Source organism: Hymenobacter qilianensis, assembly GCF_014489555.1.
Classification (GTDB): domain Bacteria; phylum Bacteroidota; class Bacteroidia; order Cytophagales; family Hymenobacteraceae; genus Hymenobacter; species Hymenobacter qilianensis.
In genome coordinates, this window is record NZ_CP060784.1 from 4,243,244 (window position 1) to 4,263,973 (window position 20,730).

At 56.5% G+C, this 20,730-nt stretch carries 23 protein-coding genes and 1 pseudogene; 6 read left to right on the plus strand and 18 right to left on the minus strand.

What is annotated here, in order from left to right; all coding sequences use genetic code 11:
* Positions 1-74 precede the first annotated feature (74 nt).
* The gene (locus tag H9L05_RS19245) at positions 75-419 is read left to right on the plus strand and encodes a hypothetical protein (protein WP_187732280.1); all 345 of its coding nucleotides are present in this window, start codon (positions 75-77) and stop codon (positions 417-419) included.
* A gap of 104 nt (positions 420-523) precedes the next feature.
* Here the strand turns inward: H9L05_RS19245 and H9L05_RS19250 are convergent, their stop codons facing one another.
* The 8 genes and pseudogenes from H9L05_RS19250 to H9L05_RS19280 form a co-directional block, all read right to left on the minus strand.
* Positions 524-1,432, minus strand: coding sequence for a hypothetical protein (locus H9L05_RS19250; RefSeq protein WP_187732281.1), 909 nt, complete (start codon positions 1,430-1,432; stop codon positions 524-526).
* Positions 1,433-1,489: 57 nt separating this feature from the next.
* Positions 1,490-1,843 (minus strand): TIGR04282 family arsenosugar biosynthesis glycosyltransferase, encoded by a 354-nt coding sequence (locus tag H9L05_RS24210; protein ID WP_262892577.1) that lies wholly within the window; start codon positions 1,841-1,843, stop codon positions 1,490-1,492.
* The gene (locus H9L05_RS24215; protein WP_223284577.1) at positions 1,792-2,124 is read right to left on the minus strand and encodes a glycosyltransferase family protein; all 333 of its coding nucleotides are present in this window, start codon (positions 2,122-2,124) and stop codon (positions 1,792-1,794) included. Before H9L05_RS24215 ends, H9L05_RS24210 begins: the two co-directional genes overlap by 52 nt.
* Before the next feature lie 15 nt (positions 2,125-2,139).
* Positions 2,140-2,682, minus strand: coding sequence for a rhodanese-like domain-containing protein (locus H9L05_RS19260; protein ID WP_187732282.1), 543 nt, complete (start codon positions 2,680-2,682; stop codon positions 2,140-2,142).
* Positions 2,683-2,723: 41 nt separating this feature from the next.
* Positions 2,724-3,772: pseudogene (gene arsS, locus H9L05_RS19265) on the minus strand (arsenosugar biosynthesis radical SAM (seleno)protein ArsS).
* Between the two features lie 108 nt (positions 3,773-3,880).
* On the minus strand, positions 3,881-4,219 hold the full coding sequence (locus H9L05_RS19270; RefSeq protein ID WP_187732283.1) for an arsenosugar biosynthesis-associated peroxidase-like protein: 339 nt from the start codon (positions 4,217-4,219) through the stop codon (positions 3,881-3,883).
* A gap of 220 nt (positions 4,220-4,439) precedes the next feature.
* Complete coding sequence (locus tag H9L05_RS19275; RefSeq protein WP_187732284.1) at positions 4,440-5,129, minus strand: anti-sigma factor; 690 nt, start codon at positions 5,127-5,129, stop codon at positions 4,440-4,442.
* 190 nt (positions 5,130-5,319) lie between these two features.
* Positions 5,320-5,943 carry an RNA polymerase sigma factor gene (locus tag H9L05_RS19280; protein ID WP_187732285.1) on the minus strand — a complete coding sequence of 208 codons (624 nt, stop codon included), beginning with the start codon at positions 5,941-5,943 and terminating at the stop codon, positions 5,320-5,322.
* Between the two features lie 175 nt (positions 5,944-6,118).
* On the opposite strand from H9L05_RS19280, the gene H9L05_RS19285 reads away from it, so the two are divergent.
* Entirely contained in the window at positions 6,119-7,519 is a 1,401-nt protein-coding gene (locus H9L05_RS19285) for an NAD-dependent succinate-semialdehyde dehydrogenase (RefSeq protein ID WP_187732286.1), read from the plus strand.
* A gap of 103 nt (positions 7,520-7,622) precedes the next feature.
* Here the strand turns inward: H9L05_RS19285 and H9L05_RS19290 are convergent, their stop codons facing one another.
* The 3 genes from H9L05_RS19290 to H9L05_RS19300 all read right to left on the minus strand — a co-directional run bounded on the left by H9L05_RS19290 (position 7,623) and on the right by H9L05_RS19300 (position 10,473).
* Entirely contained in the window at positions 7,623-7,979 is a 357-nt protein-coding gene (locus H9L05_RS19290; RefSeq protein ID WP_187732287.1) for a thioredoxin family protein, read from the minus strand.
* Between the two features lie 178 nt (positions 7,980-8,157).
* On the minus strand, positions 8,158-9,888 hold the full coding sequence (locus H9L05_RS19295) for a DUF885 domain-containing protein (protein ID WP_223284578.1): 1,731 nt from the start codon (positions 9,886-9,888) through the stop codon (positions 8,158-8,160).
* Between the two features lie 135 nt (positions 9,889-10,023).
* Positions 10,024-10,473, minus strand: coding sequence for a hypothetical protein (locus H9L05_RS19300; RefSeq protein WP_187732288.1), 450 nt, complete (start codon positions 10,471-10,473; stop codon positions 10,024-10,026).
* Positions 10,474-10,604: 131 nt separating this feature from the next.
* Here H9L05_RS19300 and H9L05_RS19305 point away from each other — a divergent pair, with 131 nt between their 5' ends.
* The 3 genes from H9L05_RS19305 to H9L05_RS19315 all read left to right on the plus strand — a co-directional run bounded on the left by H9L05_RS19305 (position 10,605) and on the right by H9L05_RS19315 (position 13,679).
* Positions 10,605-11,315, plus strand: coding sequence for a hypothetical protein (locus H9L05_RS19305; RefSeq protein WP_187732289.1), 711 nt, complete (start codon positions 10,605-10,607; stop codon positions 11,313-11,315).
* The gene (locus tag H9L05_RS19310; protein WP_223284579.1) at positions 11,204-12,022 is read left to right on the plus strand and encodes a DNA/RNA non-specific endonuclease; all 819 of its coding nucleotides are present in this window, start codon (positions 11,204-11,206) and stop codon (positions 12,020-12,022) included. The genes H9L05_RS19305 and H9L05_RS19310 overlap by 112 nt, the downstream gene beginning before the upstream one ends.
* A 499-nt stretch (positions 12,023-12,521) precedes the next feature.
* Complete coding sequence (locus tag H9L05_RS19315; protein WP_187732290.1) at positions 12,522-13,679, plus strand: MFS transporter; 1,158 nt, start codon at positions 12,522-12,524, stop codon at positions 13,677-13,679.
* A gap of 50 nt (positions 13,680-13,729) precedes the next feature.
* Here H9L05_RS19315 and H9L05_RS25320 read toward each other — a convergent pair whose 3' ends face one another.
* The 7 genes from H9L05_RS25320 to rsmA all read right to left on the minus strand — a co-directional run bounded on the left by H9L05_RS25320 (position 13,730) and on the right by rsmA (position 19,018).
* Positions 13,730-14,098 (minus strand): M28 family peptidase, encoded by a 369-nt coding sequence (locus H9L05_RS25320; protein ID WP_262892713.1) that lies wholly within the window; start codon positions 14,096-14,098, stop codon positions 13,730-13,732.
* A complete protein-coding gene (locus tag H9L05_RS19320) occupies positions 14,089-15,384 on the minus strand; it encodes a M28 family peptidase (protein ID WP_262892578.1) in 1,296 nt (431 codons plus the stop codon). The genes H9L05_RS25320 and H9L05_RS19320 overlap by 10 nt, the downstream gene beginning before the upstream one ends.
* Positions 15,385-15,420: 36 nt before the next feature.
* Positions 15,421-16,119, minus strand: a complete 699-nt coding sequence (locus H9L05_RS24220; protein WP_394368450.1) for a nuclease A inhibitor family protein — start codon at positions 16,117-16,119, stop codon at positions 15,421-15,423.
* Positions 16,029-16,316, minus strand: a complete 288-nt coding sequence (locus H9L05_RS19325) for an HIT family protein (RefSeq protein WP_394368451.1) — start codon at positions 16,314-16,316, stop codon at positions 16,029-16,031. The genes H9L05_RS24220 and H9L05_RS19325 overlap by 91 nt, the downstream gene beginning before the upstream one ends.
* A gap of 254 nt (positions 16,317-16,570) precedes the next feature.
* Positions 16,571-17,044 (minus strand): transcription elongation factor GreA, encoded by a 474-nt coding sequence (gene greA, locus H9L05_RS19330; RefSeq protein WP_133273200.1) that lies wholly within the window; start codon positions 17,042-17,044, stop codon positions 16,571-16,573.
* A 102-nt stretch (positions 17,045-17,146) separates the two neighbouring features.
* Positions 17,147-18,103 carry an NAD(P)-dependent oxidoreductase gene (locus tag H9L05_RS19335; RefSeq protein ID WP_187732291.1) on the minus strand — a complete coding sequence of 319 codons (957 nt, stop codon included), beginning with the start codon at positions 18,101-18,103 and terminating at the stop codon, positions 17,147-17,149.
* A gap of 102 nt (positions 18,104-18,205) precedes the next feature.
* Complete coding sequence (gene rsmA, locus H9L05_RS19340) at positions 18,206-19,018, minus strand: 16S rRNA (adenine(1518)-N(6)/adenine(1519)-N(6))-dimethyltransferase RsmA (RefSeq protein ID WP_187732292.1); 813 nt, start codon at positions 19,016-19,018, stop codon at positions 18,206-18,208.
* Positions 19,019-19,354: 336 nt separating this feature from the next.
* On the opposite strand from rsmA, the gene H9L05_RS19345 reads away from it, so the two are divergent.
* Positions 19,355-20,680 carry a leucyl aminopeptidase family protein gene (locus tag H9L05_RS19345; RefSeq protein ID WP_223284580.1) on the plus strand — a complete coding sequence of 442 codons (1,326 nt, stop codon included), beginning with the start codon at positions 19,355-19,357 and terminating at the stop codon, positions 20,678-20,680.
* Positions 20,681-20,730: the final 50 nt, after the last annotated feature.

The window sequence follows — 20,730 nt, forward strand, 5'->3', positions numbered from 1 at the left end:
AAGCTGCTGTTTACTAGTATTAATACGCACTCCACGTACCTCACCAGGGAAAGAGCTCCCGGAATAATCTGTTAATGCCAGGCTTAGAAATACTGCTGGATACGCCCTCAATCTGCATTGCCCACGACCATTGTAACCAGTGGCTCTACGTGGATTGGAAAGGCGAGCAAAACGAGTCATCTATTTGGGTGGGTCGCCAACAACTGGTAGAGTGGCTGCGGCGCACCAAATGCCAGAAGATGCTGAATGACAACTCCAATTTGGAGGGCCCTTGGCAGGAGGCTTCCCAGTGGCTGGACGAAGCATTTTTCCAGACGCTCGCTGACGCGGGCCTGCATTATCTGGCTTGGGTGTACTCCCCAATTATCTCAGCCGGAGTGTCATTGATGATGCCCTTTCCTGCATCAGCAAGCCGATGATTGTCAGCTTTGAGGACGTTGCCTCAGCCTATACCTGGCTCCGTGAAAGCGTACGGCATCATCAAGTTAACAACCTGATTAAATAGCACTTACCGCAGCACTTCTTAAGCTTTCCAGTAAGCATAGCGCCGCACCGATTTGAGGCGCAGATTGCGGCCATCCCAGGTAGTTTGACGCAGCAGAACGTTGGGGTATTTCTTGGCAAACCAATACACATTCTGCTTGTTATCGGCCAGCGCTACCGTTACCCGCCACGCGGGCTCGGGAGTGTCAGCAGCCAAACCATCTTCTACCTTCACCTGCGCAGTGTAGTAGCTAGGCCGGGAGGCTTTGCTGGTTTGCTGCAACTCCGCGACGGTCACTCGAAAGCTAGGTTTGCGGGTAAAGCGGAGGCTGCGCAGGGTGTAAGGCAGTGCATCCTCAAAAAGCACATCGCGCCGAAGCTGCCGCTCCCCACTACCCTGCCCATCCCAGTACGAATTATAGGTTTGAAGATAGTGTAGCCCTTCGTCCGTGATGGCCTTGAATGTGTTGCCGCACCACTCCTGTGACGAGGTCGTCATCTTGTGCAGGGCCATAGGCTCATCGCGCCGGAAAAACAGAGACGTGAGGTAGTGATAAGGATACTGGTCGGTTTCAATGCGGCAAAACTGATTCACCTTCATCACCGGAAACAGGTCGGGCCGCTGAAGAGTGTCGGTTTTCACGTTGAACTGCGGCGTAAACTCCTCTTTTACAGTGATAAGCGTGTATTCGAAACGACGCACTTTGTCGTAAACTACCCGCTCAGCCTCGTAGGTAGCCACTTCGGCCAGTCCATCTTCCCACCATTTGGCCATTGCCCACTGCTGATTGAAGTGAGGCGCTAGTTTGAGCAAAGCAGCATTATCATCCAGCACTGGCCTGCTCTTCCTCCCCGATACTACTTCCTCCTCAGAAGTGGAGCAGGCGTTAAGACCATTGCCTAAGGCCACGAATCCCAAACCAATTAAAAAACGACAGACAGCGTGCATACGAACCAGCTTAATCAAGTAGAATGGTGCTAGTACGGCGAAACACTACTGTAGTGTCTACTTCGCTTGATTTTCTGCCGCGCGCCACACGGCCAGATCGTCGGCGGTATCGACATCGTGCATGGTAGGGAGGCGGGCAACTTGCAGGCCCAGGCGAGCCGCATCAGCCAGAGTATCGTGCAGGACGGAGGCAGTGCTCCAGGCTTTCTGCTGGAATAAGGCCGGATGTAAAGTATTCATTCCCAACAGATAATAACCACCATCAGCCGCGGGGCCTACCACCACATCGTGCGTAGCCAGCCGTTCGAAAGCCTGGCTCAACAGCGCCGTGGTAAGGCCAGGGCAATCCGTCCCGATGATTACGACCGAGGTGGCGCCAACTGCAAACGCCTGCGTAAATGCGTGCTGCATTTTGCCCCCAAGTCGCCGGGCGGCTGCGGTTGCCAGTTGTATGCGGGCCATTCAGCAGCTACCGCCTCTGGCGTTAAGGGCAAACTGGGGGACTGAGTTAACCACACCGTTTTTTGCCCCCCAAAGCCATCGGCGGCGGCGCGGGTGCAGGCTAGCAGCTCACGGTATACAGCCAAAGCCGCCTCGTCGCCGATGCTTTGCGCCAGCCGGGTTTTTACCTGGCCCAACGCCGGCAACCGGGCAAAAATGAGCAGATGCTTTTGGGAGTTATTGGTGGCCACGCCGGGTAGTTTACGTTATTGATACACCTGCTCGCCTTGCCGCAGCCACACGCTCCATAGCGCCGAATACGGATGAATCTGGCGTGTAGGACCAGCAGCATTGTACACGGGCCGCCCTTCATTCACCCACTGAAAAATGCCCCCATACAGGTTGCGTACATCACGGAAGCCCAGATTTTTAAGTCGCTCGCCTACCCGCTCGCTACGGTAGCCCACGGAGCAGTACACAACCACCGTTTGATCTCGGGGGAAGCTCTTAAAATCGTTCTTTTTAAAAGAAGAAAAATCAACGAACCGGGCACCCGTCAAGTGGCTTACCTTGTATTCAGCGGGCGCGCGGGTGTCGAGCAGCAAGACCTTTTTGGGCTTGTCTTGCAGCAGATCGGCCAGGGCAGCAGCCTGAATGGTAGGCACCGTTTCGCGGTACAGCGTCCTGAGCATCTGCCGGTACGCCGGACTCACCGTTTCCGGCGCGGACGTATTTTGCCCGCAGGCTGGGAGCGTCAGCAGCCCGAAGGCTGCTATCAGCACTACCGCCCGTTGCCACTTGAGCCACATAAAGCGCCTGTTACTTACTGTTTCGCTACTCATCATCTCACCTACGCCGTGGCGCCGCCACAGCTGGAGCCAGCGCCCGCGGTGCAGCCGTAGCAGTGCTGATTAATTACAATAGCCCGGTCTTGCAAGGCGGCGGCGTTGAAAGAACGGATGTGCTGGGGGCATTTTGGGCCACGTTCAGATCAAGCTGCTGGTTGAAGTCGCAGTCGTAAAGCTGCCCGTCCCAACCGATGGAAAGCGTGCTGCGGCACATCACATTGGCCGCCGCCACGGGGTTGTAAGCGGCCACCAGCTTTTCCATATAGCTTTCGTAGTTGCCGCTTTCCAGCAGGTATTCCATAAAACGGCTTATCGGTAGATTGGTGATAGCCAACAAGTTATTAAACACCACTTCATGCTCCCGCAGCAAGCGCTGCTTGAACTCCCGCTCCAGCCCCGCCTGATTGCCCGGCAAAAAGGCCCCCGACGGATTATACACTAAGTCGAGCAGCAGGCCGGACCCTTCTACGCCGTAGCCCACCGCGTTCAGCATTCGCAGGGCCCGGATAGAGCGCCCAAAAACTCCCTCGCCCCGTTGGGCATCGGTGCGGGCCGCCGAAAAGTGCGGCAACGACGACACTACCCGCACGCGGTGGCGGGCGAAGAATTCAGGCAAATCGTGGTATTTCGGGTTGGCTACAATAATCGTCAGGTTGCAGCGCACGATAGCCTGCCGCCCCAGGGCCGAAATCTGCTCCACGAACCAGCGAAAATCGGGGTTCATTTCCGGCGCGCCACCTGTCAGGTCAACTACCGGAATAGTAGTTTGAGCCAACGCATCGAGGCAAAGCTGCATGGTAGCGCGCGTCATTATCTCAGTGCGGTCGGGGCCGGCGTCTACGTGGCAATGGCGGCAGGTCTGGTTGCACATCTTGCCCACGTTCACCTGCATCACGGCCAGCTCAGTGGGGCGCAGCGGCAGCAGACCCGATTCGCGCAGCTTGTGAGCAAAGGCCGGCAGCCGGGCACCCGCCGCTTCTGCCTCACTCAGCACCGTAAGCTGGTAGCTGGTATCGGCAAGGGCGTGGTGTTGGGCGTGCAGTGATTTCATGGGCTGAATAGATAAATACTTAAATAGCTGAAGGTTAAAATGGATGATTGTTCAACTGACAAACGAAAACGACCAGCCATGTAGCCATCCAGCCATTTAACCATTCAATTACATAGACAGTTCTTTGGCTTTGTTCATCATCTGTACGCTGTGCACCAAGGCAGCGCCGCCTTTGATGGCCACCGCTACATGTACAGCCTCCATCATTTGCGCTTCGTCGGCGCCTTTCTGGAGCGAATCCACAGTATACGCATCAATGCAATAAGGGCATTGCACGGCGTGAGCCACGGCCAAAGCTATGAGAGCCTTTTCACGCTCCGATAAAGCGCCTTCTTTGAAAACTTCGCCATAATAGTCGAAGAATTTAGCGCCCATTTCGGGCTGCCAATCCGCAACGTTTCCAAATTTGGCTAAGTCGGCGGGGTTATAATACGTTGATTTTTCCATGGTTGTGAGGGAAACGGAAGGTGTAAGCGTACGAATAACAATTTAAATGCATGATGGGGGCAGCATTTTCGGAGTTTGTAAACTAGTCAGTCAAGCTAACTAAAAAGCCCCCCAATCGACTATATCAAGAAGGACCTACTTATCGAGGCAGGAATTTCTGCTTTCGGTAAATAGGTCCTTCTAACTACTTTTTGGCTGCCATGCCAAGCCGGCTTATTTCTTAAATATTGCCAATTACGGTCAGAGTAGAGAGCGTAGGATTGACGCTGCCGCCCACTGGCTCTACCGTCATGGCAAACGCTTGCGCGCTGGCAATATCTTTCATTTGCTGAAGGCTGTCGCCGGCCGTGGTAGCGGCGGCTAGTACGCCTGCATCAACCGGCTTGCCGTTGTCCAAAGCCCACAGCTGATACTGTTTGCCCGAAGGAGGCACAGGCAATTTGCGAACATCGAGGTATACAGCCTTGGTTTTGGGGTTGTACAGCACCCGGGCACTGGCCGAAGGAGCCGCAGCCGTACCCGCCAATGCCACCGTCCGGAATTCGTCGCTGCGTAGTACTTCCAACTCCTGCTGACGCACCGCCAACATCCGCTCCGAAGCCTGCATGACGGATGCTGTACGGCTCTGCTCGGTGCGGGCAATAGCCAGATCAGCGGCCGCGTCGCGCCAGCGGGTGTACAGCACAAAGTTAGCGAAGCCGCTGGCCAGCAACAGCGCTACCGAAGCTGCCAGCATCCAGCGAAAAGCAGATCCTGAGGCAGTAGTGACCGTTTCGGGCTCCAAAGGAGTCATCTGCCGAACCACTGGTTCGGCAGGTGCAGCGGGCGCGGCTGTAGAATTGTTCTGGGGGGCTTTTTGAGCTTCCGTCCGGATAGCTGCCTGCCAACCCGATAACACCCGCTCACGCATCGCGGCGGGGGCGTTTCGGCGTGAGCCTGGGCATAAAAGCCGAGGGCCTGCTGTACCTGATCGAGCTCTTGTGCAATTTCGGGGTGCGCTGCGGCCTGTGCTTCCACTGCCGCACGCTCTGCCTCGCTCAGCTCGCCAAGGGCGTACTGTTCGAGGATGCCTGATTCGATATATTCCTGAATATCCACGATTACCGAACCAATTTTGCGAGTACTTTAATAGCCGCCCGGGCACGGGTTTTTACCGTGCCAAGGGGCAGGTTTAATTCGTCTGCCACTTCACTTTGAGTAAATCCGCCAAAGTACAGCAGGTCAATAACTTGTTTCTGCTCAGGGTTGAGTTTCTTCGTTATCTCCTGCAGGCCGATATGGTCGGGCTGAAACCCTGTAGGGGCCGCCTGACGCACCGCGGCGCTGTCCTCCAGCGGCTGTGTACGACTACCTACGCGGTACTGTCGAGACCGGATTTTGTCAATAGCTAAATTCCGGCATACGTTCACCACCCACGTAAACAAACGCCCCTTAGAAGCATCGTAGGAGGCAAAAGAGTGCCATATCTTCACTAAACTTTCCTGCAAGACATCTTCGGCTATTTCCTCTTTTTTGACAATTCGGAGAATCACCCCGTATAGGGCGGCCGAGTATTTATCGTAAAAGACCGTCATAGCCGCCTCGTCGCGGTCGCGCAGTCGTTGCACCAGCAATTCCTCGGGCGCAGGTATTAACGATTCTGGGTGGTTGACTGACACTGGAACGGACTGAAGAATATGGGGCTTGCTACAAATAGAGGCGGCCGCCGTACGAAAGTAAAGCATAATGCTTGTATTCCGCTAAATCGACGTGGCTGATACAGTTGAAATAGCTGTTGTGCTTACGTACACTGCCGGGTTTCCGTGGATATACCACAAAACCACATTTTTGTTCTTGCCTTTACCAACTCCCTACAGGTTGCGTACCCTATCAATCACTACTCGTCCTATTACTTTCCGCATGGCTATCGAATCCTTCAACCCTTATACCGGTCGCGTTGTGCGACGTTTCCGGGCATTCTCTTGGGCTAAAACAGAACGCATTCTGGCACAGGCCGCCCGCGAAGCGCTTACCTGGCGCACTACCAGCTTTGCGCACCGCGCAGAGCGTATGCACCGTGCCGCTGCCCTGCTCCGCGCGCGTCAGGATGAGCTAGCCCGCCTGATGGCTATAGAAATGGGCAAGCCCGTGGCCGATGGTCGGGCAGAAGTGGAGAAATGCGCCCTCACCTGCGACTACTACGCCGACCACGCGGAAGAATTTCTGCAGGATGAGCTGATAAAGACGCCCGCCCAGCGCAGCTTTATTTCCCACGAGCCCCTGGGTGTTGTACTGGCCGTAATGCCCTGGAACTTCCCTTTCTGGCAGGTGGTCCGCTTCGCGGCGCCGGCCCTGATGGCTGGTAATGTGGGTTTGCTCAAGCACGCCTCCAACGTACCTCAGTGCGCGCTGGCCCTGGAGGCCATTTTCCACGATGCTGGCTTCCCTGCTGCCACCTTCCGGACCCTGCTGATTGGCAGCGACCTCGTAGAAAAGCTCATCGCTGATGATCGGCTGAAGGCGGTTACGCTGACGGGCAGCGAGCTGGCCGGCTCGAAAGTGGCCGCTACTGCGGGCGCTCACATCAAAAAGACCGTGCTGGAGCTGGGGGGCTCCGACGCCTTTATCGTGCTGGCCGACGCCGACCTGGAGCTGGCCGCCAAAACAGCTGCCCAGGCCCGCATGATCAACGCGGGCCAGAGCTGCATTGCGGCCAAGCGGTTTATTGTGGAAAAACCTGTCATCAAGGAGTTTATCAACCAATTAAAGACTCATCTGCTGGCTTTTCGCACCGGCGACCCACTGGATGAAGCCACGCAATACGGCCCGCTAGCCCGCCCCGATCTGGCCGACGAGCTCACGGAGCAAGTAGAAGACTCCGTGCGTCAGGGGGCAAAAGTAGAGCTGTATGGGGGGCAATCTGAGGCGGGGAATGCCCTGTTTCGGCCCATGATTCTTTCCCGCGTGAAGCCCGGTCAGCGAGCCTACCACGAGGAATTGTTTGGGCCCGTGGCGCTTGTTCTGGAAGCCCACGACGCCGACGATGCTGTCCGGCTGGCCAACGATTCGCCGTTTGGCCTCGGTGGCGCCATCTGGACCCACGATGCGAAGCGGGGCGAAGCGCTGGCCCGCCGGGTGGAGGCGGGGGCCGTTTTTGTGAACTCGATGGTAAAATCTTCGCCCGAGATGCCCTTTGGCGGCGTCAAGAAGTCGGGCTACGGGCGAGAGCTGTCGTACCTGGGAATCCGGGAGTTTGTCAACCAGAAAAGTATCTGGATTGGCGGCGATGTTCCGCTGAGGGACGGGAAGAAAACAGAGTAGCAAGCCCAGCTTTTATGCTCCTCTCACCTGTCATCTAACCTGTGCCTAATAATTAATCAATGGTGTAGGTCGGGGTAGCAGCACTTGCATAAGCTTAGGCGTTCTAGGCTTTTTGAGGGATGAAATGCCGTAGTCGGGTGAGCATATTTCGTACTTCTTCTTCAACATACAGCGTGTCGCACTCCAGCAAAAGGCCCTGGCAATACGAAACAAAGAAGGGGGCCACCTTTTCCTTCATCATCTTTTGAGCCACCGGATTTTCGTCGGAGTTCAGACGCAGGAAGCGGATGGACGCAAACACCTCCTGATCAGCAAATTGGACAAGATGCGGCGCAAGCTGCTCACAGATCTTACAGTTGGGCGAAGTAAACTTAACGAACACTTTAAGATGCTCATGAATGAGGCGGCGCAAGCCTTCATCATCGGTATCCAAAACGCCCAAAGGGGTAGAATCTTTCATAGTAGCAGCCAACACAAACAAAGACAACCCCAAACTCAACCGCACGGCCCGCAGACAAGAAAGCCGCCCAAAAGATTCCCATTTGGCGCGGCCTCCTTATTACATAGCTATACTTTAGGTACTTAAACTGCCTTCAGCATCATGGCCCGAATGTACTTGACGGGCGCGCTGCCATAGCTCAGAAACTGCTCGTTAAAGGATTTGAGGTCAAATTTGCCCCCAGCTCTTTTTTCAGCTCTTCGCGCAGATCATAGATGGCGGTGTAGCCGCTGAAGTAGCTGCTGAGCTGCACCTGCGAGAGCGTGGCCCGACGCCACTTGTTAGTCGTTTCGCTTTCTTCCTGAAATCCGTCGCGCTGAAGCATTTTCAGAGCCGCTTCGCGGGAGATATTTCCTACGTGCACCTCGTGGTCGAGGATGGTATTGAGGGTCACGCGCATGTTCCATTTGTCCCACATCAGCCAGATTTCGTCGCTGTTCTGGCCGTAGCCGCTCTCCAGCATCATGCGCTCAGCATACACGGCCCAGCCTTCCACCATCGCGCCGTTGCCAAAAATGGCTTTTACCAGCGAGGGCGAGCGGTTGGCATATACGAGTTGGGTATAATGGCCCGGAATAGCCTCGTGGATGTTCAAAATCTGGAGGGTATAGTCGTTGTACTCACGCAGATAGCTCTCGGCCTGAGCTGGCGTAAGGTTGTCCAGCGGTTCTACGTTGTAGTAGGTATTGGCGGCCTTATCGTAAGGGCCGGGGGCCGAAATGCTGGCGCCCGCGCCGCTACCGCGCATGTAGAGCGGCGTTTCGCGCACGACCAGCGGCTTGCTCGGGTCCTGGGTGAGCAGCTTCTTATCGTTGACAAATTTTATCAACACTGGAATCTGAGCTTTCACAGCCTCCACGAAACCCTCCTTCGTTGCGTGCTTTTCCGATAAGCGGCTGATTACGCGCTGAATCATGGCTACCGAATCGGTGGGCATGGGCTGACCGGCAAAGTACTTGGGCCACAGACGGGCCGCGCGGCGGCCCATATCACGCAGCAGGTAAGCCCGGTTATCCTGCGCTTTCTGGTACACTTGATCGGCGGAGTAAGCCGACTGAATATCCAGAGCAAACTTGCGGTCGAACAGCTCTTTACCCAGGCGGAAGCTCCGAAATTTGCCTCCCGCCAGCACTTCGCCGCGCAAAAACTTCAGGTAGTTCTCTATTACCAGGCGCGTGGTGGCAATGCGGTCTTGCAGCTCTTTCTTCTCGCGCGCATCCAAGCCGGAGCGTTTGATGGAGTCCTGCAACGCTGGCCCAAACACCTGCAACCCGCCCTCATTCTGCAAGATGGCCAGCTCGGTGTGCTCACGGGTCGGACGCTCGATGTTGGTCTGGGCCGCCTCGTAGTAATCAGGGGCGTGGTCGATCTTAATGGAAATTGCCCGCAGCCGCCGATCCAGCGGATAGTAGCGGCCGTTCAGGATTTCGGCAACCGACGCGCCCAGGTTATAGCTGGAAGGGTCCCAGGACCAGCTGCGCAGGGTATCGCTATAAAAGCGCGACTTATCCAGATAGTTAAGCAGCAGATGATAATCGGTCTGGTTATTCGCCGACAAATCATTGACCTTGAAACCCGTCAGGCTCTTGCGCATCCGGGTCTGGGCAGCAGCCTCTACTTCCCGCCGCGCCGCCGTCGGGATAACTAACAGTGAATCATACCGATGATTGCCCTTTGCCGAGGCTAGCCGTGGATTGTAGTACCAGAGCGAATCGATAAACTGATTCTTATAGCGCTCAAAGCTTTCATTGACTTCAGCGGCGGGGTCGGCGGTGGCAGTAGTATCGGAGCTACCGCAGCTACCGAGAAGTGAGGCAGCCGCTAACGTACTGACGGCCAGCAATGATTTTAGGGTAGTAGTTGAGACCATAGAAAGGGCAGTTTAGGTAGCAAGGTAATGGTCAGGGGCGGGTAATGCTAGGGTTTTGGCAGAGCCTCGCCCACTAGCCCACCTTCTCTTGCATAACCAGCCCCGGGGGCTTTTTGGCACGAAGGGGCTGCCTTTCTAGTCAGGTACGGAAGTCGTGTAGCTTACGGGCCCGCCATATGCCTGCCCAATGGCTACTAGCTCTACCCACCGCTCGCTTTGCTTGCGGCGGGTAAGCAAGGGCTGCCCGCCGCCGGTGTCCGAAGCACTGCCCCAGTATAGGCGCACCTGCAACGTCTCGCCTACCACGGTGCCCGCCACACTCAACACTCCAATACTGCGCTTAAACAGCCCATTTGTGGTAACCGTAAACAGGGAATTATCGCTGTGGGCGATGCTGTAGCCGCGCTGCACCAGCACCTGAGCCAGCCGCCGCCAGCTTTCTGCCGACGTGCCGCTCAGAGCCAGCACCATCGTATCGTCGTCTTTGCTGGCCGCCGCGCTGGCTGCCACCGCAGTGGGCGCAGTCTGGGCCTGTGCTATCTGCATGCATAAGCAAAACAGGCCGAGGAAAAGTAGTTTCTTCATGGCTCAAAGTATAGAATTATTTGAATAGGTAAACATATCTGCCGCGTGCGGTAGAGACGCGTTGCGACCGCACGCGGGCAGCAACCTACACTGCTTATTTGTATTGTTGTAACTCTAAAAAGCCCCCAGCCATGCGTCTGCCCGCCTCTCTCCTATTTACTGGTTTCTTGCTGGCCCTGGCGCCGCTGGCCTGTTCTCAGCAAACACCCGAAACGCCTTCGTCTACGCGGCCAGGCGGGCCGTCCGCCATACCAGTGCAGTCGGCAACGCCGGCCTTGCTCGAAACCTTCGAGACGGGCAGCAAAGGCGCTTATGCGGAGGCCGATGAAATTTTGCCTTCCGGTTCCTGGCACTTCACCGATGCCATGATCGGCTCCGCGCCTACCGACCACAAAAACGGCACCCGCGCCGTGCGTCTCCGGGGTCGGGGCCGCCTGCGCATGAACTTCGACGCGCCCGCTGGCATCAAGTCGGTGCGCATCAGCAGCGCTACCTACGGCGACGACGCGCCCAGCACTTGGGAGCTATGGATAAGTCAGGACGGTGGCCGCCAGTACCAGCGGGCCGGCGCGGCGGTACGTACCAGCGGGCCGCGCCTCACCCTGAGCACCTTCGGGGTAAGTCCGGGGGCAAATTGCGGCTGGAGATCCGCAAAACAGATGGCGGCAACACCCGCCTCAACCTCGATGATATTGCTTTGCTTACGGCGGCCGGCGCTGCTACGCCGGCAGTGGCACCTGCTTCTGTGCCCGCGCCCAGCTCGCCGGCCCGCACTGCCGTCGTGGTCAGCCGCGACGACAATATGGCCCTCGGCAACCCCAGCGGCGCTACCAGCAGCCTGAGCACACCCAACAATTACCTGCTCAGCAAGCACCAGTACGCCATGAGCTACAACGCCGGCCGGGGCATTCCGAACTGGGTAAGCTGGCATCTGAATCGGGCCTGGATGGGCAGCGCCCCCCGCCAGGACGACTTCCGCCCCGACCCTGCCCTGCCCCGCGGCTTCTACCAGGTTTCCACCGGCAGCTACCTCGGCTCGGGCTTCGACCGGGGCCATAACTGCCCCTCCGCCGACCGCACTACCGACCTGGACGACAACTCTGCTACCTTCCTCATGACCAATATGATACCTCAGGCCGCTAATAACAACCAACGCACCTGGTCGGGGCTGGAAGAGTATGGGCGGCGGCTGGTTGATGCCGGTAATGAGGTCTACATTATCATGGGTAACTACGGCAAGGGCGGCACGGGACTCAACGGCCGCGCCACTACCATCGATCAGGGCCGCATCACGGTGCCCGCCCGCATCTGGAAGGTGCTGGTTGTCCTGCCCGAAGGCACCAACGACCTCCAGCGCATTGCGGCTGGTCAGGCCCGTGTGCTGGCCATAGACACACCCAACGATCAGAGCGTCAGCCCCGACTGGAGCCGCTACCGCGTATCGGTCGATGCTATTGAAGAAGCTACCGGCCTTGATTTGCTGAGCAACATTCCCCTGGAAGCGCAAGACCGCCTGGAAGCGCGAGTGGATACGGGGCCAACGCGGTAGTAAGGCAATAAATACTTACAAAGCCCGTCATGTAGAGCGCCGCGAAGCATCTCGCGTGTTTCGTTGGAATGCTACTCTACTAACCAAGAACGTCATGCTGAGCGGAGTCGAAGCATCTCTACTGGTGACTAATTCCAATCGGTGCTCAACGAAGCGGGAGAGATGCTTCGGCAAGCTCAGCATGACAGTTAGTGTGGCAACCTCAGCTCGCAAGATGCTTCGCGCTGCTCTGCATGACGGAGTAGGTGATTATTTAGTGGCACGCTCCTAATTCATATTTGCGTACGCTACCTCGTGACAGCCAGATTGCCCCCAGCGACTGTTCTGCTTGGCAACTTGTAAAGATCTTCGCCGTATTTTTGCCCCGAGCTACCTCTTGAGTTAGTTCGTTCCGCTCCCTTTTCTCTCACCCACTATCCTGCCCATCATGCGTCCATCGGCGCGTCATGGGCTTTTTTTGTCTCAATGCTCGTTCGCCAGAGCTATCCTCATACTGCTTATGCTTACTCAAACTTCTGTTCCAGCTACTTCGCCGCACGTGCATCGGGTGGCTGTCAGTGCAATTTTCTTTTTGCAGGGCTTATGCTTTGCGAGCTGGGCATCGCGCATACCTACTATTCAACAACAGATGGGCTTCTCTGACACCCAACTCGGGCTAGTGCTGCTGGCGCTACCCGTGGGCCTGATGCTGTCCTTGCCGCTGTCGGGGTGGTTGGTGGCCCGGCACGGCAGCCGCTGGGTGGCGCTGGCAGGGGCGTTTTTGTACGCTTTTACCTTGCTTACGCTGGGGCTTGCTGCCAATCCATTGCAGCTGGTAAGCTGCCTTGTGTTCTTCGGGCTGGCAGCCAACATGCTCAATATCGCCATTAACACGCAGGCAGTAGGTGTAGAAGCGCTTTACAGCCGTTCTATTATGGCGTCGTTTCATGGCCTTTGGAGCTTGGCGGGCTTTGTGGGCGCGGCCGTAGGCACTATTATGATCGGGTATGGCATCAGTCCACTGCCGCACTTCGGCTTAATCACCGGTCTTATCATAGCGGGCGTGCTGGTGGCCGGTCGCTACATATTGCCTGCCGACGCCAATAGCGCGTCCACCGACCAGCCAATATTTGTTTTACCCGATAAATCCTTACTTATCCTGGGTCTTATTGCCTTTTGCTGTATGATCTGCGAAGGCGCCATGTTCGATTGGAGCGGGGTGTATTTTCGGAAGGTTGTACAGGCCGAGAAAGCGTGGGTAGGTGCTGGCTACACTGCGTTTATGAGCACTATGGCCGCAGGTCGCTTCGTAGCCGACCGTTTCACGAGTCACTTTGGCCGCGCCCGAACCTTACAGCTCAGCGGCCTGCTGACAGCTTCCGGGCTGTTGCTGGCGGTGCTGGTGCCGCAGCTCTGGCCGGCAATCGTAGGCTTTCTGCTTGTCGGGTTTGGGGTTTCGTCGGTGGTGCCGCTGGTGTACGGAGCAGCCGGACGCTCCACTGTCATGTCGCCGGGCGTGGCGCTGGCGGCGGTATCCACGGTGGGTTTTCTGGGTTTTTTAATCGGCCCGCCACTTATCGGGCTGGTTGCGGGCGCTACCAGTCTGCGGATCTCTTTTTCAATTATTGCGGTAATGGGACTGTGCATCGCCCTTCTGGCAGCCAAAGCGAAGCTGTAGCCCCAGGTTGCGGCGGGGCATTCAGTGCTGCTATTGCATGATGCCCTGAGCTATGGCTGGGGGGCTTTTTTTGCCTGGCCAAAGAAGTTGCCGGGGTTCCAGGTGGGGCGTTGGACCTGGTTGGCAATCTGGTAGCCGATAAGGAAATTTAGCTGCGCGTACTTCTTGCCCGCTTCAAAGTCGAACACCCCATTTATATCGTCTTGGGGCTTGTGGTAATACTTGGCCCGCCATACCTGCACCTGCTCGCTTAAGTTATTTTTACCGTCGGCAGTCTTATTCCCGTACTTGATATGAAGGGCCGGAATTCCCTGAGCCACAAAGCTATATTGATCGGAGCGAATAAAGCGATTTTGAGTGGGTTCGGGGTCGTCTTCTACCGTCAGGCCCATCATCTGGCTGGCCGTGGCTACAGGCACGGCCAAGGAGGAATTCTCCGCCCCAGCGCCACCACCGATAATAAAGGAGCGATGATGGTGGGCATATCGGTGTTGATGTTGGCCACCAGCTGCGCTTTGGGCACGGTCGGGTTTTGGGCAAAATACGCCGAGCCCAGCAGCCCCATTTCCTCCCCGGTCACGGCAACGATGAGAATCGAGCGCCGGGGTTTTTGCTTTAGCTTCTTGTAGGCACTGGCAATTTCCAATAGACTAGCCACGCCCGTTGCATTGTCGTGGGCGCCGTTGTAGAGCGAGTCGCCCAGCACCGGAGCGGCAATTCCCATGTGGTCGAGGTGGGCGCTGTGCACCACGTATTCAGCCCGAAGCTGAGGATCGGAGCCCAGTATTTTGCCTACTACGTTGAAGCTGGCTATATCCTGGTAGCGCGATGATTGGGTGGCACTTACGCGCGGCAGTAAGGGTGCAGAAGCCGCCCGACCAGCACGCAGCGTTGCGAAGGCAGTGGCCGTATCAGTAGCAGCACCGGCAAACAGCTGGTTTAAAGTGGCCGCGTTTACGGCGCCTAACACCTGAATTTGCCCCCCAGCGTAGCTGCGCGATACACTTACCTTACCATCAGGCCCCAGCACGCTCACAACGCCCCGACTGAAGTTTGGCAGCTTGGAGGAAGGCTTCGGGAAAGCCAAAAGCACGCCCACGGCCCCATGCCGGGCGGCCGTTTGCAGAATGGTTAAGACATCTATATTGTAAAGGCGTACGGCGGCCGGAAACTGCTTTGGCTCCTCCCGGGTCACTACCACTACTTTGCCCTTCACATCGAGGCCGGCGTAGTCGTCGTAGCCCAGACCTGGGGCGCTGATGCCATATCCAGCAAATACCAGTGGAGCTGCCGTCACGCTCGTGCGGGGCACTTCAGGGTTAGGATACAAGATGAATTCTTCGCCCGCTTTCAGTGCAGTGGCCTGACCTGCTGTGTTTTGCAGCTGCAAGGCAGCATCGGGCTCAGTGAAAGCGCGCCGCAGCTGCACCTGCTGGGTGAAGCTGCCATTGTCGCCGGCGGGCTCTACCCCTGCCTTTTTAAGCTGATCTACAACGTACTCAACGGCCATCTGATAGCCCGGCGTACCCGGCAGCCGGCCTTGCAGCTTGTCATCGGCCAGGTACTGCACGTGGGCCTTGTAATTGTCGGCGCTTACCTTGCTCAGCGCTTTCTGAACAGATTTTGGAGGCGCGGTAGCCGATTGGGCCCAGCTACTTTCGCTGAACAGCAGGAAAGCGCTAAGCAGAGAAACACAGTATTTCATCAGGCAGGAAGGTGTTCAATTGCAAGGAGTTACGCTCTAGGTTTCTGTCAGCACGGTTTTGAAGCCGGCCAGCTTGCCTTCTTCGGTTTTTCCTAGTGCAAACGTCTGAATCTGTGGCCCTTTGCCAATGCGATAAACTTTGGTTTCCTGCAGCTCCTGCTTCATAAACATCTGCAGGGCTTTAAAGCGGTTGGCTAGCTCTACATTGTTAAGCACGCCGTTATCAGCAGTATGGTTGCGCAAAAACACCGTTAGCTCCTTCGTTTCTACTGGGGTGCCGTCGGGCTGCCCAAGCAGTCTCAGCAGGGCGGCGTCGGTGAGCTCACCCTCGGGAGCGGCGTAGCTCACTGCTTCCAGCGGCGCATCCGACTCGCTCATATAGAACAGCCCTTTGGTCATCGTTTGCAGCTGGTCCATAACGGCGTCGGAGGCCGGGGCATCGTCGCTGGAGGGCATTTTTGCCTTGCTGGATTCCCGAGCTGCTTTAGAATCAGGCGCTGGCTCGGTGGCCTGGCCTTGTGCGCTTGCTTCTGCCTCGGGGGGCAATTTGGCGCTGATGGCGGCGGCCAGCTCCTTCATGCGCGCTTCGGCCACTTTGATTTTCGGATTCGCAAAATTCATATCCGACACCCGATTCATCGGAATCAGGTGGATATGTGCGTGCGGCACTTCCAAGCCAATAACCGCCACCCCAATGCGCTTGCACGGCACGGCCTCGCGCACGGCCTGCGCCACGCGCTGGGCAAACTGATGCAGGGCCGCCAGCTCGGCGGGGGCAAATCGAAGATATAATCGACCTCGCGCTTCGGAATAACCAAGGTATGGCCTTCTACCAAAGGCGTAATATCCAGAAAGGCCAGATGATCAGCGTCTTCAGCAACTTTGTAGGCTGGCAGCTCGCCCGAAACGATGCGGGAAAAGATAGAAGGCATAGCGAATGGTTTTGTAGGAGTTTGAAGCGCAATTGGCTGTAGAGACGCGAATTCGCGTCTGATCGTTGCTGAGATTGTTTAGCTGGCGCAGTTCCGGTCGTTCAACCACGAGACGCCAGTGCGCGTCTCTGCAAAAGCTCAACTTAGTGCTGCACCGCTCGGTAAGGTAGAAATAAGTTGGAACGCAAAGAGGCGAGACTGTTCAAGTCTCGCCTCTTTGTTTTTATTCTCAAGTGCGCAGTGCGCCGACGCGCTTAACGCGAAATCTCCAGAATCTGAAACTGCAGCTTACCAGCGGGCACCGTAATTTCGGCTACGTCGCCCACGGACAAGCCCAGCAAGCCTTTGCCAATCGGCGACTTCACGGAGATCTTACCGGCGGCGAGGTTGGCTTCTTCCTCGGCTACCAGAATGTAGTCGAGCACCATGTTGTTCTTCATGTTTTTAAGCTTGACTTTGCTCATTATCAAAGCTTTGCTCGCATCGATGTTCGATTCATCAATCACGCGGGCATTGCCAATAACTTCTTCAAGCTTGGAGATTTTCAGTTCCAGGTGACCTTGCGCGTCCTTGGCGGCGTCGTACTCCGCATTCTCGCTCAGGTCGCCTTTGTCGCGGGCGTCGCGCAGTTGCTCGGCAGCCTCGGCCCGGCCGCGGATTTTCAGGTCCTGGAGCTCGTCCTTGAGCTTTTGCAGGCCTTCGGGGGTGTAATAATTAACAGTGGCCATGACGGTGGGATGGTAAGCTAAAAAACAAGAAGAACGGTCGGCAAAGCCAACCGTTCTCCCCAACAGGTTTAGGACAAATATACGAATCCTGCCCAACTTACGCTAGCTGAGCGGCGCCGCGCCCCGCAGAAAGGCTTCAATTTTTTGGACCAGCACTTCATTGATGCGTTGGTATGATTGGTGCGTCCAGCCGCCAATATGGGGCGAAAGGATAACCTGGGGGGCTTTTTTCAGAAAATCGAACGTTGCCTGCTGGGCTGGTGTGAGCGTAGTAAGCTTCTCATTTTCGAGTACATCCAGGGCTGCTCCCCGCACCTGCCCGCTTTGCAGGCCGCGCACCAAAGCCGCCTGATCAAGCACTTCGCCCCGGGCCGTATTCAGCAGCCAAATGGGGTTGCGAAAACCCAGCAGCATCGTCTCATTCACAAAATGGTGGTTAGAGGCCGAATACGGAATATGCAGACTCAATACTTCGGCTCGCTGCTGCAATTCATTCAGCGTCACCAGCGTCGCGTGATGATCAGGTATGCAGGCCGGGGTGTGGTCGTAGGCGAGCACCGTGCAGCCAAAACTGGCGAGTCGCTGGGCAAAGGCTCGCCCCATATGTCCGTAGCCAATTATTCCGACCACTTTGCCCCCCAGCTCCTCGCCTCGGTTGGCTTCGCGCTGCCAGATACTTTGGCGCACTTCCTGATCGGCCCGCGGAATATTGCGCAGGAGCGCTAGCAACAGGCCCAAAGCGAACTCACCCACCGCGTCGCGGTTGCCTTCAGGCGCGTTCAGGAGCGTAACGCCAGCGGCCTGCATTGCCGCTTCATCTATATTATCTACGCCGGCGCCGGCCCGGGCTACATAGCGGAGCGTTGGTCCGTGGGTTAAGAGTTCGGCCGTCACGCGCACCTTGCTACGCACCACTAAGCCCTCATACGCATGCGCCGCCAACGCCGTGGGCACTTCAGCAGCCGTCAGGTCAGGGCGATAATGAGTGGTGATGTTGGCTGCCTGAAACAGGCTTTGCCACGAAGGATGCAGGTCGTCGACGACGAGACAAAGAGACATGATTGAGTGGTTTTTACCGTTTTCAGGATATACTCCCTACTACCGAGCGAATACCTACCCACCTTATAGGTGATAAGCATTGAATAAAAATATTAAAGCCAGCTATGCTTCCTCCGCAGCTTGGGCCTCATTCTGCTGATGCTGTTCTACCAGCTTTGTCAGGCCCACAAACTCAGCTACACCTAACTGCTCAGCACGCTTATCAAAAATAGGATCAGCAGTGGCCTCTGGGGGCAAACCGAATGGCTTTAACGCATTGCGTAACGTCTTGCGGCGGGTCTGAAAGGCCTGCTTTACTACCCGGAAAAACAGCTTCTCATCGCAATCCAGATGCTCGGTGGTGTTGCGGGTAAGCCGAATGACGGCCGACTGCACTTTGGGCGGCGGCACAAACACGTGGGGCGGCACCGCGAACAGCATTTCCACGGTATAAAACGCCTGCACCAGCACACTCAGAATTCCATATGCTTTAGAGCCCGGCGGCTCAGCAATGCGCTCAGCCACTTCCTTTTGCAACATGCCCACCACCTCCCGCACCTGCTGCCGGTGAGCCAGCACCTGAAAGTAAATCTGGGTAGATATGTTATAAGGAAAATTGCCAATGATGCTCAGCGGCTTACCCGGAAATAGCTGGCTCAGATCCTGCCGCAGAAAGTCGGCGGAGATAATTCGCCCCCCAAGCGAGGGGAAATTGCGTTCCAGATAAGCCACCGACTCCCGGTCAATTTCCACTACACTCGTTTCGTAGGCAGGGTTCTGCAACAGATTCCCGGTGAGTACGCCCATGCCGGGGCCAATTTCGAGCACGTGAGCCACTCCATCGGGCAAACGCAAAGCGTCCACGATATTGCGGGCAATATTGGGGTCGGCCAGGAAGTGTTGACCGAGGTGTTTTTTGGGGCTAACGTGGTCCACAGAAGGAAGGAGCTAGGAGTCAGAAGCTAGAAGCAAGGAGCCGGAAGAAAGAGTTAAGCATAAAAAGTAAAGAAATGAGAAGAAGGAATTTGGGTAATCCTAACTTCTGACTTCTGACTCCTAGCTCCTTCCTTCTGCTTACCTTGCGGCGCCCAAAGATACGCCTGTCGGTGGGCTTCTGACCTTCACTTCCGCCCTTCTGCTGTTTATGGCCCTTCAACTCACGTACGCCTCCACGGTGCCCGCTGGTGCCGATACTGTTTTCGTGCTACCCGCCGGTACTCGCGATTTGCCCCCAGCGCCCTCACCGACCTGCCTGAGGCGGCCCGGAACTATGTGCACGAGCAACTCGCCGCCGACAATAAGCTTATCACTGTCAATCACTTCTCCCATCGGCACTACTTTATAGTAGCCGCCTCCAAAGCCACTCCTGAGCTGGAAGCGGAAGACTTGCGCAAGGCTGGCCACAAGCTGCATGCTTCGCTTAAAGCGGATAAAGTTGGGGAGCTTTTCATTCAGGATCTGACCACCGATGGCACGGGTGCGCTACCACTGGCTGAAGGTATCTACCTGACTGCTTATCAGTTTGGGGGCTATAAAACAGACGAGAAATCACGGCAAAATGCCCCCCTGACCAAAGTAAATCTGGTGGGCACCAACCTTCAGGCCGAAACGGTTCAGGAACTAGTAGGCGTACTGCAAGGCGTGTCTTTGGCCCGTGACCTTGTTAATGAGCCGCTCAACCGCCTCAATGCCGTTCAATTTGCGGAGCGCATGGCGGCGGCGGGTGAAGAAGCCGGTTTTCATACCGACATTCTGGACCTTGCCCGTATCGAAGCACTGCGCATGGGCGGACTGATTGCCGTAAATCTGGGCAGCCCCGAGCCGCCGACCTTCACTATAATGGAGTACAAGCCGGAGGGGGCCAAAAACGCGAAGCCTTACGTGCTGGTAGGCAAGGGCGTAGTGTTCGACACGGGTGGACTCAGCCTGAAGCCTACGCCCAGCTCCATGGACATGATGAAGTGCGATATGGCGGGCGGCGCGGCCGTAACGGGCGTGCTGTATGCGCTGGCCAAAAATAAAATACCCCTGCACGTAATCGGCCTGGTGCCCGCCACCGACAACCGGCCTGGTGGCTTGGCCTTCGTGCCCGGCGACGTACTCGAAATGCACAGCGGCCTCACGGTTGAAGTTCTCAATACCGACGCGGAAGGCCGTCTGATTTTGGCCGATGCCCTCAGCTTCGCCCGCAAATATGAGCCGGAGCTGGTTTTCGACATTGCCACCCTTACCGGCTCCGCGGCTCGCGCTGTTGGTAAAGAAGGCCTAGTAGCGATGGGCACCGCTGGCGATGAGCGCATGCTTCAGCTTAAGCAAGCGGGCAACCGCACGCACGAGCGCATCGTGGAGCTGCCGCTGTGGGAAGAGTACGCCGAGCATATCAAGTCCGATATTGCCGACATCAACAACTTAGGCAAAGCTGAAGCAGGAGCCATCTCAGCGGGCAAATTCCTGGAGCGCTTCATCGAAGGCACGCCCTGGATTCACTTGGACATTGCCGGCCCAGCCTTCCTCACTGCCCCCGACAGCTACCGTGGCAAAGGCGGCACAGGCACCAGCGTGCGGCTGCTATATGACTTTTTGAAAAGCACGTATTAATGCCCCACGCTCTTTGTTTTCTTCTTAAAGTGAGGAGTTCACTCCTCTAC